The organism is Alteromonas sp. 38 (assembly GCF_902506055.1).
In the GTDB taxonomy this organism is placed as follows: domain Bacteria; phylum Pseudomonadota; class Gammaproteobacteria; order Enterobacterales; family Alteromonadaceae; genus Alteromonas; species Alteromonas lipotrueae.
In genome coordinates, this window is the sequence record NZ_LR733300.1 from 1,114,572 (window position 1) to 1,131,301 (window position 16,730).

Below are 16,730 nucleotides of genomic sequence, written 5' to 3' on the forward strand. Positions count from 1 at the left end.
GGTACTTTCCCTTTAGTTTATATTTAATTTACTTTGAACTCAGTGTAGGTGAACAATAGTGTTCTTTCCTACAAACCTAGCTTACAAAGCGACTACGCTAAACACGCTTTTTTCGTTACTATAGCGCTTATAAATACGCTTGTTGGGAAAAAAGTGTAAATAAATACGTAGCTGTGCATTAAAGCTTTTTACCTACTTCATATAGAATAAGCCGATGCATAGGTTTGTATTTACATTAGCACTCTGTAATTCGCAAGTATGTCTATAAGAAAGATAGCAAGATGGCTGCCATTGTTGCAAATTCACTATAAATCAATTGTTTATAGTGATTTCTATTTATTGAATTATGCTGGTGAAAATCTAATTCACAAAAAATTAGTAAAAATAACGAATGAATGACGAAATTAACAATTCTAAACGCATGGTAAAGCATACAAAGTGGATGCAGCACGCCCTCAGCCTAGCGGATAAAGCAGAAGCAATGGGAGAGGTGCCGGTAGGTGCCTGTGTTGTACATAATGGTGAGTTAATTGGTGAAGGGTGGAATACACCTATCACAGATAGCGATCCTTCCGCTCACGCAGAAATGAATGCGGTAAGAATGGCGGCAAAACACTTACAAAACTACCGTACTACCGATGCCACGCTTTATGTCACTTTAGAGCCATGTTCGATGTGTGCAGGAATGTTGGTTCACGCCAGAATTAAGCGAGTGGTATTTGGTGCCAGTGATGCTAAAACAGGCGCTGCAGGGTCAGTGATGAATATTTTGAACCATCCATCACTTAATCATCAGGTTGATGTAATACCAGGGGTGTTAGCCGACGACTGTGCTGATAAAATTTCAGCATTTTTTAAACGTCGTCGAGCGCAGATAAAGCTATATAAAAAGGCCAAACAAGCGGCGCTTAAGAATTGCGGGTCAACTGAGTAAACATCTCACTGGTGACAAACAGTTTGCGGCGTTGTAGTACTTTTTGATGCATTCTTTTTAGCATCACTCTACGTCTATTATTATTTTTCAATTTTATTCCTTTCCTAAATAATTTGTTTCTTTTCATTTTGCCCTCCTTGTTAATACAAATTGGGAAATTGAATAAGGCATATTCTCTTTAATCGTTTCTGCATTTATGCCTTAGCTAGCCGAATAGGATAGTTACATTCGATAGTACTTATCTTAGATGACATCATAATGACAAAATTCAATATGGCACCAGCTAAATTCTTCCTTGTTCGTCTAGCCAAAGTAAGCTGTCGTAATATCGGCGAATATTATCAACGTACTGAAGTGCTTCATCGCCTCGTGCATACCCATAACGTGTTGTTCTGTAATACTTCTTTTGCCTTAGCTGGGGAAGTCGTTGTTTAACGTCTACCCAAAGATCTGGATTGCCACCCTGACGCTCCGTAAGAATGCGGGCATCTTCCAAATGCCCTAAGCCAAGGTTATACGCCGCCATTGCCATCCAAGTTCTATCCGGATCGCCAATTCTTGCAGGAATTCTTCCTAACAAGCTGGCGAAGTAGCGAGAGCCACCGCGAATACTTTGTTCTGCGTCGGTACGATCTTCAACATCCCAGTCATTGGCCGTGTCCATGGTCAGCATCATTAAACCGCGAACGCCAGTGCGAGATATCGCATCAGGATCCCAGTGGCTTTCTTGATAACTCATTGCGGCTAATAAGCGCCAATCCAAATCACCTGCATATTGCTGAAACATACTCTTGTAATCTTTTAACAGCGACTCGGCGGATTGATTAAATGCACGGCTGTCTACGTAGTCAAATTGCCTAATGTGGCCAAAATACTTTTCTTCTAATACGGTAAACCACCCTGATTGATGCACGGTACCAAAATATTCGATAATGGCGGCTTTAATTGAATCGTCTAATTCAGGGTTTAGCGCCCATGCCATCGGCATTTCTTCTCGTACGGTTAATCCAACTGCCAAATTGGGGTGACGTCTTCGTTGTAGTGCAAGACGGTTACTATCGGCAAGGGTGTAAGCAATATCCCCCGTAGCCACTTTTTGTAGTAGTTCCTCGGCATCAGAATCTTCTGTGGTGACTAACAGCGACTCACTCGAGCCGTTTAATACTGCAAGTAGCTGCGCTTGACTGCTTCCCGACACTGCAACAACAGGGTCGACAAGGCTATCGAGTTCTCTAGGCCTTGTAGTACCCGCACGGTATACCAAGTGTTGCGCAACCGTTTGATACGCCGGTCCGTAAGTAAAGCGCATCAATAAGGCATCGGTAACCGCATCACCTGTGGCGACAATATCAAGGTTGCCTTCGGCTAGTTGCTCTAGCATTGCGTCGTAGCTGTAGAAGGGATATAAGTCGAGTGTCACGCCTAGGTAATCTGAAAAACCAGCTAGCAACTCATATTCAAAACCTTGCGGACCTTCAGCGCCATTATAATAAGTAGCAGCACCATAAAGTGTGCCCACTTTTATCGAACCGCGCTCAATTAATGACAACAAAGCGTTCGGAACGGTAGGAGAGCCACAACTTGTAGCGAAAAAGCATAATGCGATAAAAAAAGATGTTTTTAATCGCTTTTTGTAGTGTTGTAACGGCATAAACCTTTTCTTATTGTTGTAAATTGGGTCTTGGGAAAAAAAACTGCAACATAGCCTATGTTGAAGGTTACCAATAGAACATAAATCCTCTATAATCCGCGCCGAAATATTCATCAATTACAGAGGCAACGCGTCCCATTGATGGTCGTTGTTTCTGAACAACCAGGTAAAGCAATATGTTGGTCCTTCGAGGCGCTCCCGCACTATCAGAGTTTCACCAAACTAAACTGATTGCAAAGCTGGGTCAATCCGGCATTAAGGTGAAAAACCTATATAGCGAATATATTCACCTTATCGATTCAGATGGTGAACTCTCGCAGCAGCAATTAGAAATACTTAAAAAGCTGCTTACCTACGGGCCTGCCCGACAAACCCAAACGCCAACTGGCAACCTCTTCGTGGTAACACCCCGACCAGGCACCATCTCTCCTTGGTCTACCAAAGCAACTGATATAGCGAACAATTGTAGTCTGAACACGATTAATCGTATAGAACGAGGCTGTGCTTTTTATATAGAAGCAGAGCAGCCGCTTAGCGAGGCGGACTACAGCCTTGTTGCTGCCCACTTGCATGACCGTATGACGGAAACCGTTTTTCCTGATACAGCAGCGGCAGAAGTATTGTTTGCACATACCACGGCGAAAACCTTTACTTCAGTAGCAATACTAGAAGATGGCAAACAAGCGTTGGTTGATGCCAATATTCAGCTTGGTTTAGCATTGGCTGATGATGAAATAGAGTATTTATTCGAAAGCTTTACGCGTTTGGCGCGTAACCCCACCGACGTAGAGCTATACATGTTTGCACAAGCAAACTCTGAACATTGCCGTCACAAAATTTTCAACGCCAGTTGGACAATCGACGGGCAAGAACAAGATAAATCCTTGTTCAAAATGATCAAAAACACGTTTGAAGTGTTACCCGATCATGTTTACTCAGCGTATAAAGACAACGCTGCTGTTATGTCTGGATGGGAAGCAGGGCGTTTCTTTCCCAATCCACAAACACACCAATACGAATACCATCATGAGAATATCGATATTCTTATGAAGGTGGAAACCCACAACCACCCCACGGCTATTTCGCCTTTCCCAGGTGCGGCAACCGGTTCAGGTGGTGAAATTCGTGATGAAGGTGCTACCGGTCGTGGCTCTAAGCCAAAAGCGGGTTTAGGTGGATTTAGCGTGTCTAACTTACGTATTCCAGGCTTAGAGCAGCCGTGGGAAAAAGACTACGGTAAACCACAACGTATCGTTAGCGCATTAGATATTATGCTAGATGGCCCGTTAGGTGGCGCAGCATTTAACAATGAATTTGGTCGCCCAAATTTGCTTGGCTACTTCCGTACCTACGAGCAAGAAGTGAATAGCTTCAATGGCGTTGAAGTACGCGGTTACCACAAGCCTATTATGCTTGCGGGTGGCTTGGGTAATATTCGTCGTGAACATATCGAAAAAGGCGAAATCACGGTAGGGGCTAAACTTATCGTGCTTGGCGGCCCTGCGATGAACATTGGTCTTGGTGGGGGCGCAGCGTCTTCCATGGCTTCTGGTCAGTCAAATGAAGATTTAGATTTTGCCTCGGTACAGCGTGAAAACCCAGAAATGGAGCGTCGTTGCCAAGAAGTTATCGATGCGTGCTGGCAGTTAGGCGATAACAACCCCATTCAATTTATTCACGATGTGGGTGCGGGTGGTTTATCAAACGCATTGCCTGAATTAGTTAACGATGGCGGACGTGGCGGTAAATTTGAACTGCGTAACGTATTGTCTGACGAACCAGGTATGACACCACTGGAATTATGGTGCAACGAATCACAAGAGCGTTACGTGATGTCGGTAGCACCAGAAAACATGCCAGTGTTTGAAGCGATTTGTGCCCGTGAACGTGCACCCTACGCGGTAGTAGGCGAGGCCACAGCTGAACAAGAATTGAATGTAAACGACAGCCAATTCGATAACCAGCCTATTGATATGCCCCTTGATGTGTTACTTGGCAAGCCGCCTAAAATGCATCGCGACGTTATCAGCACGCCATTAGAAGCCACAGGTTTTGATGAAAGTGATATTACACTAGCTGACGCGGCAACCCGTATATTGTCTTTACCTACTGTGGCGGAAAAAACCTTCCTTATAACCATTGGCGATCGCTCGGTAACAGGTTTAGTTAACCGTGACCAAATGGTTGGCCCTTGGCAAGTACCTGTAGCCGATGTAGCCGTGACTGCCTCTGCCTTTGATACTTATCATGGTGAAGCTATGGCGATGGGTGAAAGAACCCCAGTTGCTTTGTTATCACATGGGGCGTCAGCGCGTTTAGCCGTAGGTGAAGCGTTAACTAATATTGCTGCAGCAAATATTGGCGATTTAACCCGAATCAAGCTTTCAGCAAACTGGATGGCGGCGGCAGGTCACCCTGGTGAAGACGCTGGTTTGTATGAAGCGGTAAAGGCCGTAGGTGAAGAGCTTTGTCCTGAATTAGGATTAACCATTCCGGTGGGCAAAGACTCCATGTCGATGAAAACCGCGTGGCAAGAGGAAGGCGAAGATAAAGCGGTAACGTCACCGTTATCGTTAGTGATTTCTGCTTTCGGTGCCGTAAAAGATATTCGTAAGACGGTAACACCAGAACTTCGCACCGATAAAGGCGACAGCCAACTGTTGCTAATCGATTTAGGTGAAGGCAAGAACCGCCTTGGCGCAAGTTGTCTTTCACAAGTATACGAGCAACTAGGTGATGCACCTGCCGATGTGGTTTCGGCGCAGCGTTTAAAGGCCTTCTTTAATGCAGTGCAGACGCTAATTGAGAAACAACTGGTTGTGGCTTACCACGACCGTTCTGACGGCGGACTATTCACCACCGTAGCCGAAATGGCTTTTGCAGGTAAAACCGGTGTAAGTATTGCGCTTGATAGCATTTCAGGATCAGAAGCGGGTTCAGACTTATCCGTATTGTTTAATGAAGAACTTGGCGGCGTGCTTCAAGTGTTAGACAAAGACATCGAGGAAGTTAATGCTGTACTCGCGTCTTACGATTTAACCAGTGTTAGTCATTACATCGGTACGTTAAACACTACTGATACTATCGAATTTACTCGAGATAATGTGGCAGTGCTTAACGATAGTCGCGTAGCTATGCGCACTGCGTGGGCGCAAACCACCTTGGCGATGCAGAAGCTTCGAGACAACCCAGTTTGTGCGGAGCAAGAACATGCTGCTAAGCAGGATGCCGCCGATCCAGGGTTACATGCTGCGCTAACGTACAACGTAAATGAAGATATTGCCGGGCCCTATATTGCCAAAGGCATACAACCTAAAGTGGCTATTTTACGCGAGCAGGGCGTAAACTCGCACCTTGAAATGGCGGCCGCATTCAATCGTGCTGGTTTTAATGCTATTGATGTGCACATGAGTGATATTCTTGCCGGAAAAGTCACCCTTGATGACTTTGCGGGTTTAGCTGCGTGTGGTGGTTTCTCATACGGTGACGTTCTTGGAGCCGGAGAAGGTTGGGCGAAATCTATCTTGTTCAATGCAGTTGCACGGGATCAATTTGCTGCCTTCTTCGACCGTAACAGTACCTTTAGTTTAGGGGTATGTAACGGTTGCCAAATGCTGTCTAATTTGAAGTCGCTCATTCCTGGCACGGAACATTGGCCACACTTTGTTGCCAACCAATCGGCACGTTTTGAAGCCCGTGTAGCCATGGTAGAAGTGACTAAATCGGCTTCTGTGTTATTGCAAGACATGGCCGGTTCACGCATGCCTATTGCGGTATCGCACGGTGAAGGGCAAGCCGAATTTTCCAGCGACAGCGCGCTTTTGTCTGTAGCATCGCAAGTGGCACTTCGTTATGTTGATAACTACGGCCAGCCCACTATGCAATACCCTGCTAACCCGAACGGTTCGCCTGAGGGGATTACAGGATTAACCTCTTCTGACGGGCGCAGCACTATCATGATGCCTCACCCTGAGCGCGTGTTCAGGGCAGTAGCAAACTCATGGCGTCCAGACGATTGGCAAGAAGATGGTGCGTGGATGCGTATCTTCAGAAATGCGCGTCGTTTCGTTGGATAAAAACGCGCTTAGGCATAGTAGAGGTAAGATGTTCTTATCTCTACTTTTTCAGTTAAATGAGCGTGAAGCACGTCAATAGATTGGCAAAGTGTCAAAAATTTGTACTGAGGGCTTGTCTTCGATAAGTCACTGATCTATTGTAGTGCAATGCAGGGATTGCAGACTGGTTACAGGAGTGTGTTTTAAGGGTTGTACCAACAAAAGATATTGTTGGTGTTGATAACAAGAGACGACGAATGAATCGTTCATCAAAAGGGTTTGGCTTAACCGGAGTAGCCATAGCGGTTGTGCTGATGTTTGTTACTGCTGTTTTCAGCAGTTCAGCTAAATCTGCCGACGTTACTTCAACGCTAGTTGTGCAGTCTTCAGTTAAGTAGTCTGAAAGTGAAATTCTAACGCCAGTATCTGTTTACAGATACTGGCGTTAATCACTCCGCTATACCAATTTATTTAATGTATCTTGCGCTTTTATCCTTTCCTATTTTTCTCTCTATTGATCAATTTCTGATCGGGATGTTTCTTCAATAATACATACGTAGCTGCAAACCCGCCGTGCATAGGCTGCGCTGTGTGGTAGGCAATCACCTCTTCTAATTCAAGCAACCAGTGATTGACAAAGCTTTTCTTGTAAGCAGGAAAAGGTTTACTTTCTATACCCTTACCGTGCTTAATTAATAATGCTCTCACGCCCCGTTTATGAGAGTCGGTTATGGCTTTATAAAGCGCATCTCTGCTTTGTTCAATGGTCATGCCACTTAGAGAAAGGGTTTCTTCTAATGGGTATTTACCCATGCGTAATTTTTTGAACACACCATCTTGAATACCCGGTTGTTGGAATAAAATGAAATCGTCAGGCTTTACTGGTGTTACCCCTTCTAAGCTTAGCGGGCTTTTCAGCTTTTCCCGTTCACTGCGTTGACGAGCAGCGCGCCGCTTTTTTTCAGCTATCGCACTCTCTGTATCATGCAACAACGCTTTGTTTGAAGGTTTTATAGGTTTTACATCCTGCATTTCTGCAAAGAACGAATGTAAATCGTCATTTGTTTCAAAATTAGTCATATTTTTCTCCCACACTCAGCGAAGCGTCACTGTCATGAATGTATTCGCTACGCCAATATTACTTTACAACGTTGGCCTGAGTGAGCACTGTCTTACTAAGAATCAATATGGGGCTGTTTGTTGAATTTTCTATGCTCATATATCATGGGCTAATCTTAAAGTAGCATCATTTTAAAAGCTGAAGTCGAGATAGTTTTTAATTATTGGCGATTGAATCTTATACGTCGCAAATTTACCGATGGGTTACTATTAGTAGAAGTGGCTTAAAAGTAGTTTAGAGGTAAACCAACCACAGGGACAGGTATGAATACAATGAGTCGAATGATCACTATTATAGTGTTTAGCTTGAGTGTCATGCTGCCAAGTATGGCGCAAACCAATGATAATGAGCCAAAACAGGTTATTGCTACGAAGGTCGCGCCGCCGTTTGTCATTAAAAATGAAGACGGTTCTTTTGAAGGTATAAGTATTGCACTTTGGGAACAAATTGCAGAATTAACGTCTACCGATTATGCGTTGACCGAAGCTTCACTGGTTGAGCTGGTGGAGGGAGTAGAAAATGGTCGTTTTGATGCATCTGTTGCTGCGCTTACCGTAAATTCGCAGCGAGAGTCGGTTATCGATTTTACGCATCCTTTTTATACTACAGGGTTGGCTATTGCGGTGCCTAGTGAAGGTAATCGTTGGATGTCAGCCGTTAAAGGTTTTTTCAGCTGGGAATTTTTAGTTGCACTTTCAGCTTTGTGCGGGTTGCTGCTCGCGGTAGGGGCGTTACTGTGGCTGTTTGAAAGAAAGCGCAACGCCGAGATGTTTGGCGGCTCAACCCAGCAAGGTTTAGGTGCTAGCTTTTGGTGGGCGGCGGTGACAATGACCACAGTAGGGTATGGCGATAAAGCCCCTGTTACCCTTGGTGGAAGGGTAATCGGTTTTATATGGATGTTTGCAGCGATCATTTTAATCAGTAGCTTTACCGCTGCAATTGCCACAAGCCTTACTGTTAGCCAACTATCTTCGAGCGTTAAAGGGCTTGAGGACTTACCTAATGTGCGGGTGGCTACATTGGCAAACTCTGCAAGTAGTGTATTTTTACGAAAAGAAAATATAGGATTTAAGCGACTTGAAAGCGTTGAAAAAGGTTTGTCACAATTGGCATCAGGCGACCTAGATGCTTTTGTTTACGATAAGCCCATTTTACAGTACTTAACTAAAAACAACTTTGATGACAGTATTCTTATTTTACCCGAGGTTATTGAACGTCAGGACTATGCTATTGCGTTACCAGAAAACAGTGCGCAAAGAGAAAAGATTAATACTGCGTTACTTAGAGTGATAGAGACTGACGAGTGGCAAGAGATAGTAGACCACTATCTTGGGAAATAGCGTTAGGTAAGATTACATTCCGTGACTGCGGTTAAGATTGATGGCGTCCCCAGCTGGAATCGAACCAACATCTAAGCCTTAGGAGGGCCTTGTTTTATCCATTAAACTATGGGGACCTACAAGGCTATTATACGAACTTAATCCGCGAACGGAACCCTTTGGTTTAAAAACCTTTATCTAAGTTTTGTACCCTGCTATAAAGGGTGAGCGGTTGTTTAGTTCTTCTATGTAATTAGTAGACGCTGTAACCGAACTATCGTTTGATAACGAAATCACTCTCTTGAATATTCGCAATAATACCACTGTCTTTATGAATCAATCTGGCAGTATTGCCATAAGCATTTTCAACAACAAATGCACCGGGGTAAATATGGTACTGCAAATAGGCCTTACCGTGTCTGTCGATAATTTCGCTGGTTTGATAGACAAAAAGCTCATCACCATTTTGTATGCCATTATCGCGGCCCAATGATACTGAAATATGCGAACCGGCAACATTAAGCACTCTGCCAGTCATAGGCTGACAGGCAATAGTCTCGTTAATATCAGCGGTTAACTGCTGCATCTGCTTTTTAATTGCATTGCCGTAATCTGTCCGCCAAAAGGTTGACGAAAATTCGTCTACATCGGTAAACCGGTCAAAAGGCCAATTTGCTTCAGTTATGTAATCTTGCTGCAGCAGCAAGCCGCTATTTATACCGTCGAAAACCTTAATGCTTAGCGAAAAGTAACGGGTGGCTTTTTCTTCTTTCCAGAACGCAATCGAAGAAGGGCGTTGTCTTTCAACACTAACGTCATTAATGCTGCCGATTAAAACAAACTGTGCATTTGATTGTTGTGATAATGCGCGCACATTTTCTTCAAGCCCATTAACTCCCCATCGTGTGGTGTGTGGAGCAATGTACGCTAAATTCAAATTCTGCGCCTGCGCCGACATTTCGGTAGCCAGCTTTCTTGTGACTGCCTCGGAAAAGTTAGGGATTTTTCCTTCAACTAAATGATTGCGGTTTTCTACCATGAAGTAACTGGTGGCAATATTTTTATCATACTCAACTGCGGTACATTGTTTAGCCGCAGGAAAGATATCCGCCCTGACGCTTACGGTAACATAGTCGCTATGCCATACTTCATCAGTGAGTTCGAGATGATCCACTTCACCTGAACTACTAATGGTAATGTCTTCACTTTCAAGTAACCCATTTGTGAGCTGCTGAACACTGCTTATCGAGGCACCTGCGAATAACAATGCTTGTTTGAGGGCTTCTTCTGTGGCGTCTCTACGTGCTTTTTCTTTATTACCGTTCACGATAACTGCTTGGCCTTTGGCTTCATACCAAGCGGCATGGCTTTGCCCTGTTGACACTAAAGCAAGGCAAAACAGCGCCATAAAAAAGGCGACCTTGGCGTATCTAGCTTGATATCTTCTTTTCACAGAAGACACGCTAGTTAACGTTAGTTTAGCGAATGTTTGTATGCCAAGCACAGTCTTGTCCTTTTGTTGCAGTGCGATAAGAGGGCACTACATCAGTTAATTTAAGCCAGTATTCTTTTGTATCAGATTCTTTAATCAGTTTTTTTTCGACTTTATGTCAATTTTTGCTCCAACTTATAATAAGCGAAATAGATGCCAATGTTTCAAATTTAAAATTTAGGCGTAAACATTGCTTATCCACTAATAGAAAAATTGAGAATGAGGTTTCTCTAATGGTGTTTTTTGAAAAATTGATTCGTAGCCGAGCATGGATGACGGTGGCTTTATTTGCTGCACTAACAGGTTTATCAGGATGTAGTCTATTTGTAGACAAACATGTGGAGTGGGAGACGGTTGAGCCAGACAGTTACCCTGTGCTAAGTGCCGTTGGATATGCCCCAATTATGTCGCAACGGGGTGAAAGCGAAACCGTGAAAACATTGATGGCAATTAAAGCATCAAAACTAGAGGCTTACAGAGAACTTGCAGAGCAGGTGTACGGACAGCGTATTGAAGGTAATCAATCACTGTCTAGCCTTGTGGTGGATAATGAAACCTTGCGGGCTTCTGTAGAGGGCGTTATTAGAGGGGCTAGGGTAATAAAAAGTTACCCCGTGGGTGAAGACACCTATGCCACCGAACTTGAGCTAGATATGCATCGCGTGTACGACATTTATTTGACGACAGCGAAGCCACAAAGAATAAAAGACATCAAATACTATTAAGTATTTCGATGTATGGCTAAATAGCACCCACAAAAAAGCGCGTATTAAACGCGCTTTTTTGTGCTTTTATTGGGGCTTTCGGTAACGAGTGCATTACTTAGGCGCTAATACCTGAACCTAAACGGCCTGCATTTGGCTTACCTTTCTTATCGTAGGTTAACGACTCTTTAGCGCGAACTTCTAACATCAGATTCCGTAAGTGTGTGAGGCGAAGCTGTCCTTGCTCTACGGCTTTCTGATTGATTTGGGTTTTATACTTACAGTCTTCTAACAGACTTTTCGCATTATCCATTAACCCTTGTTCATCTGCACTAATCGTTTCGTCTGTAGTTTGGCGATATAACGCCTCGACTTTTTGGTCCGTAGATTGAATAGACTCTAGTAATTTAGACTTATCTTCTAAAAGACTCATCAAGGTTTCTGCATCTCGTGAGCTAATTAAATGTAATTCTTTTTCCAGCATCAAGCACAGGCCCTCTAAGTTAGTGACCTGTTGTGATAACGCTGAATAAAGATGACTAGTCATAGAAACCTAATTATTTTTGGCCAAAAATCTCACCCTCAAGCTTAGCGATTTTATTCGCTAACACTTCAGGGTTAACTTTGTATTCACCACTTGATATCGCTTTTTTAAGACGATCGACTTTTTCCTGATTTACAGGCGCTTCAGAACCTTTCTTCTGAACTTGATTCAACTGCTGTGCAGACTGAGTCAAGGATACTGAATCTTGTCGTGGTGCTTGAGCAACAGATGCATTGTTAGACGTCGCTTGTTGCTGTTGCGACTGCTGTGCCTGATTCTGTTGCGAAATTTTTGTATTATCAACGGGTGTTTTGGGTAACCCATTGTTTACATTGTTAATTGCCATAATATTTCTCCACTACCTTTTCGCCTCTGTACAAGTTATCGGCACAAACCTTCTTTTCTTTAGGTTTTTATACAACGAAAACGTAGTTTTTTAGCACGCTGAACTACAAGTGTACCACGACTTCTTGAGCGCTGGCGACTTCCGCTATCACGGGCTTTTGGCTACTGGCATTGAGCACCTTTATGGTATCGCCAATAACACCATCTTGTTGTGCTATTCCAGATGTTTTAACCGCCATCCCACCCAATGATGCACGAATGGTAATTCTATCGCCCTTGCACACAAAGCATAGCATATTTGATTGCACAGCTTGGCCATCAACAATTCGACGTTTCATTCGAGCGCCAATCAATGCATCTACATCGGTAAATGCACTGTATCGAAGACGCTTTATATCTACGGATGCCAACGTCAGATTAGATGCAGAAAGCACAGTGCCAGGGCTAACCGCGCCAGAAGTAACCACAATTTCTTTCGTTCTTGTCACTTGGGCGCTGGTAAACAAGTACCAGTCATTATTTGTGCAACTTACCCGCACAGAAATATAAGATTGGCCCAAAGATTCATCAGATGCGTGGAATTGAAATCCCGTCGGACACTGAGGAATATTAATTCTTTCGTCTACTTCAGCAATGCTTACCGCAATATCGGTGTTTTCATCGTGTATACTAAGGGTCGACAGCAAGTATTCTTCTGCGCCCTTATTCACCACATCGTGCATCGTTTCAGCGTAACTGTAAGGCGCTAAAATAACTGCCGCCATAGTAGTGAAAAGTGGCAGACGAATTCCTGTAAGCCAAGATTTTACATTTTTTAAATTTTTCATAGTCACTTTTCGTGTTCACTTACTGAGTTATTGTCTATGCTTATAAGACAAATTAGGTTGAGACAATAACTTGCGTACGTCCGTGATTAAGTTGTACATGCAGCGAAACCGTCATTTTTCTGTCGTTTGACCTGCATACATTTAGTGATATTGTCTATTCTCTTTAGTGAAGGCAATGATCATGCCCAGTATTAAAAAGAGGTGAGATATGTCGGGAATTTTAGACTCGGTTAACCAACGAACCCAATTAGTTGGTCAAAACCGTCTTGAGTTATTGTTGTTCAGGCTTAATGGTCGTCAACGCTTTGGTATAAACGTCTTTAAAGTACGTGAAGTGCTCCAGTGTCCACCACTGACTTCAATGCCGAAGTTGAACTCGCTAGTTCGCGGAATAGCACATATTCGTGGGCAAACTATTTCTGTCATCGATTTAAGCATGGCGACGGGCGGCAAGCGTATTGAAGATTTATCAAACGCTTTTATCGTTATTGCTGAATACAATCGTTCTGTTCAAGGTTTTTTAGTGGGCGCTGTTGAGCGCATTATTAACACTAACTGGGATGCCATTATGCCGCCTCCACAGGGGACAGGCCGAGCAAGTTACTTAACCGCTGTTACTGAAGTTGAAAACGAGTTAATTGAAATTCTCGACGTTGAAAAAATCCTTAACGAAATTTCACCACTAAATGCTGAAGTAAGCGCCGATGTTGCTGAAGGGCTTACTACGGAAGGTAAAGAAGACAAAATTATCTTCATTGCTGATGATTCAGCGGTGGCAAGAAACCAAGTTAAAAAAGCGCTAACCTCGCTCGGGCTAGAAATTGAGCTGGCAAAAAACGGTTTGGAAGCGTTAAACCGCTTGAAGGAAATCGCGGAAGAATATGGTGATATCACCAAGCGAATTGGGGTATTAGTGTCCGACATAGAAATGCCGGAGATGGACGGTTACACCCTTACAGCTGAAATTAAGAATACACCTGAACTTCAAAAGCTTCATGTTGTACTTCATACTTCTTTAAGCGGTGTATTCAACCAAGCGATGGTTCAGAAAGTGGGAGCGGATGACTTTATTGCGAAATTTCACCCCGATGAACTAGCAACAGCAGTTCAGAAGTGGTTAATGACGGATTGTGAATAACGGAGCGGTAGGGGTTGGATAATAAAAATGTGTCGCCGACAAGCTATGAAAAGTTTCGGCACTTCCTCGAGAAACAATGTGGAATAGTACTCGGGGAAAACAAGCAATATCTGGTAAGAAGCAGGCTTGCGTCTTTGTTATATAAACATGACTATGACAATACTGATGCGCTGATTGATGTGGTTGTAAAAGGTTACGATCGTAGCCTTTTACAAAGCGTCATTGATGCAATGACCACGAACGAAACATTGTGGTTTAGAGATACCTACCCGTTTGAGTTGCTACAACGCGATTTACTTCCTCAACTGGCAACGAAAAACCAGAAACTTAGAATTTGGAGTGCAGCTTGTTCGTCCGGACAAGAGCCATACTCTATTGCTATGTCGATATTAGAGTTTCAAAAACAGCGACCTGGATTGCTTAGGCAAGGGGTTGAAATTATAGCCACCGATCTTTCTTCTGAAATGCTAAACAAGTGTAGCCAAGGGCTATACGATGAACTTTCGCTTGCTAGAGGGTTATCGCCACAACGTAGGGCTATGTTCTTCCAATCCCACGAAAGTGGCCAGATGCAGGTAAAGCCAGAAGTGCGCAACATGGTATCATTCAGAAGTTTGAATTTGTTAACCTCCTATGCAGCACTTGGCCGCTTCGACATCGTTTTTTGCCGCAATGTGCTGATTTATTTTTCGGCAGATGTAAAACAAAAGATACTGCAACAAATTGCCGGACAGCTGCAACCTGCCGGTGTCCTTTTCCTTGGCGCGTCTGAATCTATCAGTGCGGCAAGTGATACTTACGCCATGATTAAATGTAATCCTGGTTTGTATTATCAAAAAAAATAACTACTTAAATTGCTGAATTTATTTAATTATTTTCAATTCCCCCCTCGTTTTTTTATGTTTTTATACAGTGCCAATCTTCAGGTTGGCATCTGCCTTGCTAGTAAAATCCTATAACAGATAATTCGTCATTGTTTACTCATGACGTATTTACGGAATTTCTCAGCTAGGAGTTTTCAATATGGCCATTAATCTCGACAAGTTAGTCGGGTTTCATCAGTCGGCGTTAGCAATACGCACCGACAGAATGGAAGTCATCTCTGGAAACCTAGCGAACGCCAATACCCCTGGTTATAAAGCTAAAGACATCGACTTTAATAAAGCGATGGAGTCAGCCATGAGCGCCCAAGAAGGGCAGCACAAATTGGGTGGTGGAAGCTTAGTAAGAACGCACGATAAACACATAGGTGGCGATGTATCGTCGGTAGCATCAAATTTTGAAATGCAATACCGCATACCCACGCAACCGGATACCGGCGACGGTAATACGGTGGAAGTACAGGCAGAACGTAACCGCTTTTTAGATAACGGTTTACGCTATCAAGCCACACTTGAGTTTATTAACAGTAAAGTCAAAGGTATGAAAAAAGCCCTTAGTTCTGGAGGCCAGTAATCATGAGCTTATTTAATGTGATGTCAATTTCCAGTACCGGTATGGAAGCTGAGAATGTTCGTTTAAACACAACCGCAAGTAATATTGCCAACGCGAATTCGGTAAGCAGTAGTTATAACGAAACGTACCGTGCAAGACACCCTGTGTTTGCCGCAGAGTTACAGCGTGCTATGGGCGATCAATCCAAAGGCGTGGGTGTTGAAGTTAAGGGAATTGTAGAAAGCGATGCACCATTGCAAGTTGAGTATGCTCCGCATAACCCAATGGCTGACGAAGAAGGTTATATCTATAAGCCTAACGTCAACATCGTGGAAGAAATGGCAAATATGATGTCGGCATCAAAAGCCTATGAAACCAACGTTCAGGTTGCAGATACCACGAAAAAGATATTTCGTCGGGTATTGCAGCTAGGGCAAGGGCAATAAGTTGCCGCGTAGGTAATGTGAGGAAAATACTGTGACCACAATTAACAACACCACTGGCCTGAACAACGAACTCTACTGGCAAGAAGAGACGGTTCCGGTTGTCGATGGAACAGAGCAACAGCTTTCGCAAGAAGACTTTTTTGCCATGTTAACCGAGCAATTAGCGAATCAGGATCCTACTAAACCCGTAGATAACGACCAGATGGTAGCGCAAATGACATCATTCACTATGGCTGATGGTATTTCTCAGTTGAATGATAAATTCGAGTCATTCGCCGCCTCGATGACATCTAACCAGGCATTACAAGCATCAAGCTTGATAGGTCAGAACGTGTTGGTACAGGGCAACGTAGGGCACATGTCTAGCGACGCTGCAGGCGTATCTGGTGTTGTGGTCAATGAGCAGAGCGTACAAAACATGACGATCACTGTTGAAAATCAATACGGTGAAGTGATTAAGACCATTGATGCTGGCACACAAGCCGCTGGCAACATTCAATTTGAATGGGATGGCAAGGATACCCAAGGCAACGATATGCCAGCGGGCGACTACGTAATCAGTGCTACAGGCGAAATAAATGGTGAAGGCGTTCAATTGAATACAGCCATTAATCGTCATGTAGGAAGTGTTAGTTTGGCCGGCAGCGGTCAGGGCGTCATTTTAAATTTAGATGGCGAAGTCAGCATTAGTCTTGACGACGTTATTCAAATCGGCAGTTAG

At 43.6% G+C, this 16,730-nt stretch carries 16 protein-coding genes and 1 tRNA gene; 10 read left to right on the forward strand and 7 right to left on the reverse strand.

What is annotated here, in order from left to right; translation table 11 throughout:
- Positions 1-391 precede the first annotated feature (391 nt).
- Positions 392-934: a tRNA adenosine(34) deaminase TadA gene (tadA, locus tag FLAVO9R_RS04725; protein WP_159529253.1), complete on the forward strand. Its 543-nt coding sequence runs from the start codon at positions 392-394 to the stop codon at positions 932-934.
- Positions 935-1,217: 283 nt separating this feature from the next.
- On the opposite strand, the gene mltF is transcribed toward tadA, so the two are convergent.
- A complete protein-coding gene (gene mltF / locus FLAVO9R_RS04730; protein WP_159529255.1) occupies positions 1,218-2,585 on the reverse strand; it encodes a membrane-bound lytic murein transglycosylase MltF in 1,368 nt (455 codons plus the stop codon).
- Positions 2,586-2,761: 176 nt separating this feature from the next.
- Between mltF and purL the strand changes: the two genes are divergently transcribed.
- Together purL and FLAVO9R_RS04740 are read left to right on the forward strand one after the other, a co-directional pair.
- Positions 2,762-6,661, forward strand: coding sequence for a phosphoribosylformylglycinamidine synthase (purL, locus tag FLAVO9R_RS04735; protein WP_159529257.1), 3,900 nt, complete (start codon positions 2,762-2,764; stop codon positions 6,659-6,661).
- 236 nt (positions 6,662-6,897) lie between these two features.
- Complete coding sequence (locus FLAVO9R_RS04740) at positions 6,898-7,038, forward strand: hypothetical protein (RefSeq protein ID WP_013785166.1); 141 nt, start codon at positions 6,898-6,900, stop codon at positions 7,036-7,038.
- 91 nt (positions 7,039-7,129) lie between these two features.
- On the opposite strand, the gene smrA is transcribed toward FLAVO9R_RS04740, so the two are convergent.
- The gene (gene smrA / locus FLAVO9R_RS04745; protein WP_159529259.1) at positions 7,130-7,720 is read right to left on the reverse strand and encodes a DNA endonuclease SmrA; all 591 of its coding nucleotides are present in this window, start codon (positions 7,718-7,720) and stop codon (positions 7,130-7,132) included.
- Between the two features lie 312 nt (positions 7,721-8,032).
- Between smrA and FLAVO9R_RS04750 the strand changes: the two genes are divergently transcribed.
- Complete coding sequence (locus tag FLAVO9R_RS04750) at positions 8,033-9,100, forward strand: transporter substrate-binding domain-containing protein (protein ID WP_159529261.1); 1,068 nt, start codon at positions 8,033-8,035, stop codon at positions 9,098-9,100.
- 41 nt (positions 9,101-9,141) lie between these two features.
- Here the strand turns inward: FLAVO9R_RS04750 and FLAVO9R_RS04755 are convergent.
- Positions 9,142-9,216, reverse strand: a tRNA-Arg gene (locus FLAVO9R_RS04755).
- A gap of 137 nt (positions 9,217-9,353) precedes the next feature.
- Positions 9,354-10,487: a flagellar assembly protein T N-terminal domain-containing protein gene (locus tag FLAVO9R_RS04760; protein ID WP_232370581.1), complete on the reverse strand. Its 1,134-nt coding sequence runs from the start codon at positions 10,485-10,487 to the stop codon at positions 9,354-9,356.
- A gap of 356 nt (positions 10,488-10,843) precedes the next feature.
- Here FLAVO9R_RS04760 and FLAVO9R_RS04765 point away from each other — a divergent pair, with 356 nt between their 5' ends.
- Positions 10,844-11,296, forward strand: coding sequence for an LPP20 family lipoprotein (locus FLAVO9R_RS04765; RefSeq protein ID WP_159534391.1), 453 nt, complete (start codon positions 10,844-10,846; stop codon positions 11,294-11,296).
- A gap of 97 nt (positions 11,297-11,393) precedes the next feature.
- On the opposite strand, the gene flgN is transcribed toward FLAVO9R_RS04765, so the two are convergent.
- The 3 genes from flgN to flgA all read right to left on the reverse strand — a co-directional run bounded on the left by flgN (position 11,394) and on the right by flgA (position 12,991).
- Positions 11,394-11,822 carry a flagellar export chaperone FlgN gene (gene flgN / locus FLAVO9R_RS04770; RefSeq protein WP_126872018.1) on the reverse strand — a complete coding sequence of 143 codons (429 nt, stop codon included), beginning with the start codon at positions 11,820-11,822 and terminating at the stop codon, positions 11,394-11,396.
- Positions 11,823-11,832: 10 nt separating this feature from the next.
- Positions 11,833-12,165 (reverse strand): flagellar biosynthesis anti-sigma factor FlgM, encoded by a 333-nt coding sequence (gene flgM / locus FLAVO9R_RS04775; protein WP_126872017.1) that lies wholly within the window; start codon positions 12,163-12,165, stop codon positions 11,833-11,835.
- Between the two features lie 103 nt (positions 12,166-12,268).
- Entirely contained in the window at positions 12,269-12,991 is a 723-nt protein-coding gene (gene flgA, locus FLAVO9R_RS04780) for a flagellar basal body P-ring formation chaperone FlgA (protein ID WP_159529265.1), read from the reverse strand.
- 208 nt (positions 12,992-13,199) lie between these two features.
- On the opposite strand from flgA, the gene FLAVO9R_RS04785 reads away from it, so the two are divergent.
- The 5 genes from FLAVO9R_RS04785 (at position 13,200) to flgD (ending at position 16,730) form a co-directional block, all read left to right on the forward strand.
- Complete coding sequence (locus FLAVO9R_RS04785; RefSeq protein WP_129736996.1) at positions 13,200-14,129, forward strand: chemotaxis protein CheV; 930 nt, start codon at positions 13,200-13,202, stop codon at positions 14,127-14,129.
- 14 nt (positions 14,130-14,143) lie between these two features.
- Complete coding sequence (locus tag FLAVO9R_RS04790; protein ID WP_159529267.1) at positions 14,144-14,974, forward strand: CheR family methyltransferase; 831 nt, start codon at positions 14,144-14,146, stop codon at positions 14,972-14,974.
- A gap of 178 nt (positions 14,975-15,152) precedes the next feature.
- Positions 15,153-15,584 carry a flagellar basal body rod protein FlgB gene (flgB, locus tag FLAVO9R_RS04795; RefSeq protein ID WP_159529269.1) on the forward strand — a complete coding sequence of 144 codons (432 nt, stop codon included), beginning with the start codon at positions 15,153-15,155 and terminating at the stop codon, positions 15,582-15,584.
- A 2-nt stretch (positions 15,585-15,586) separates the two neighbouring features.
- Positions 15,587-16,009: a flagellar basal body rod protein FlgC gene (gene flgC, locus FLAVO9R_RS04800; RefSeq protein WP_159529271.1), complete on the forward strand. Its 423-nt coding sequence runs from the start codon at positions 15,587-15,589 to the stop codon at positions 16,007-16,009.
- A 31-nt stretch (positions 16,010-16,040) separates the two neighbouring features.
- Positions 16,041-16,730, forward strand: coding sequence for a flagellar hook assembly protein FlgD (gene flgD / locus FLAVO9R_RS04805; protein WP_159529273.1), 690 nt, complete (start codon positions 16,041-16,043; stop codon positions 16,728-16,730).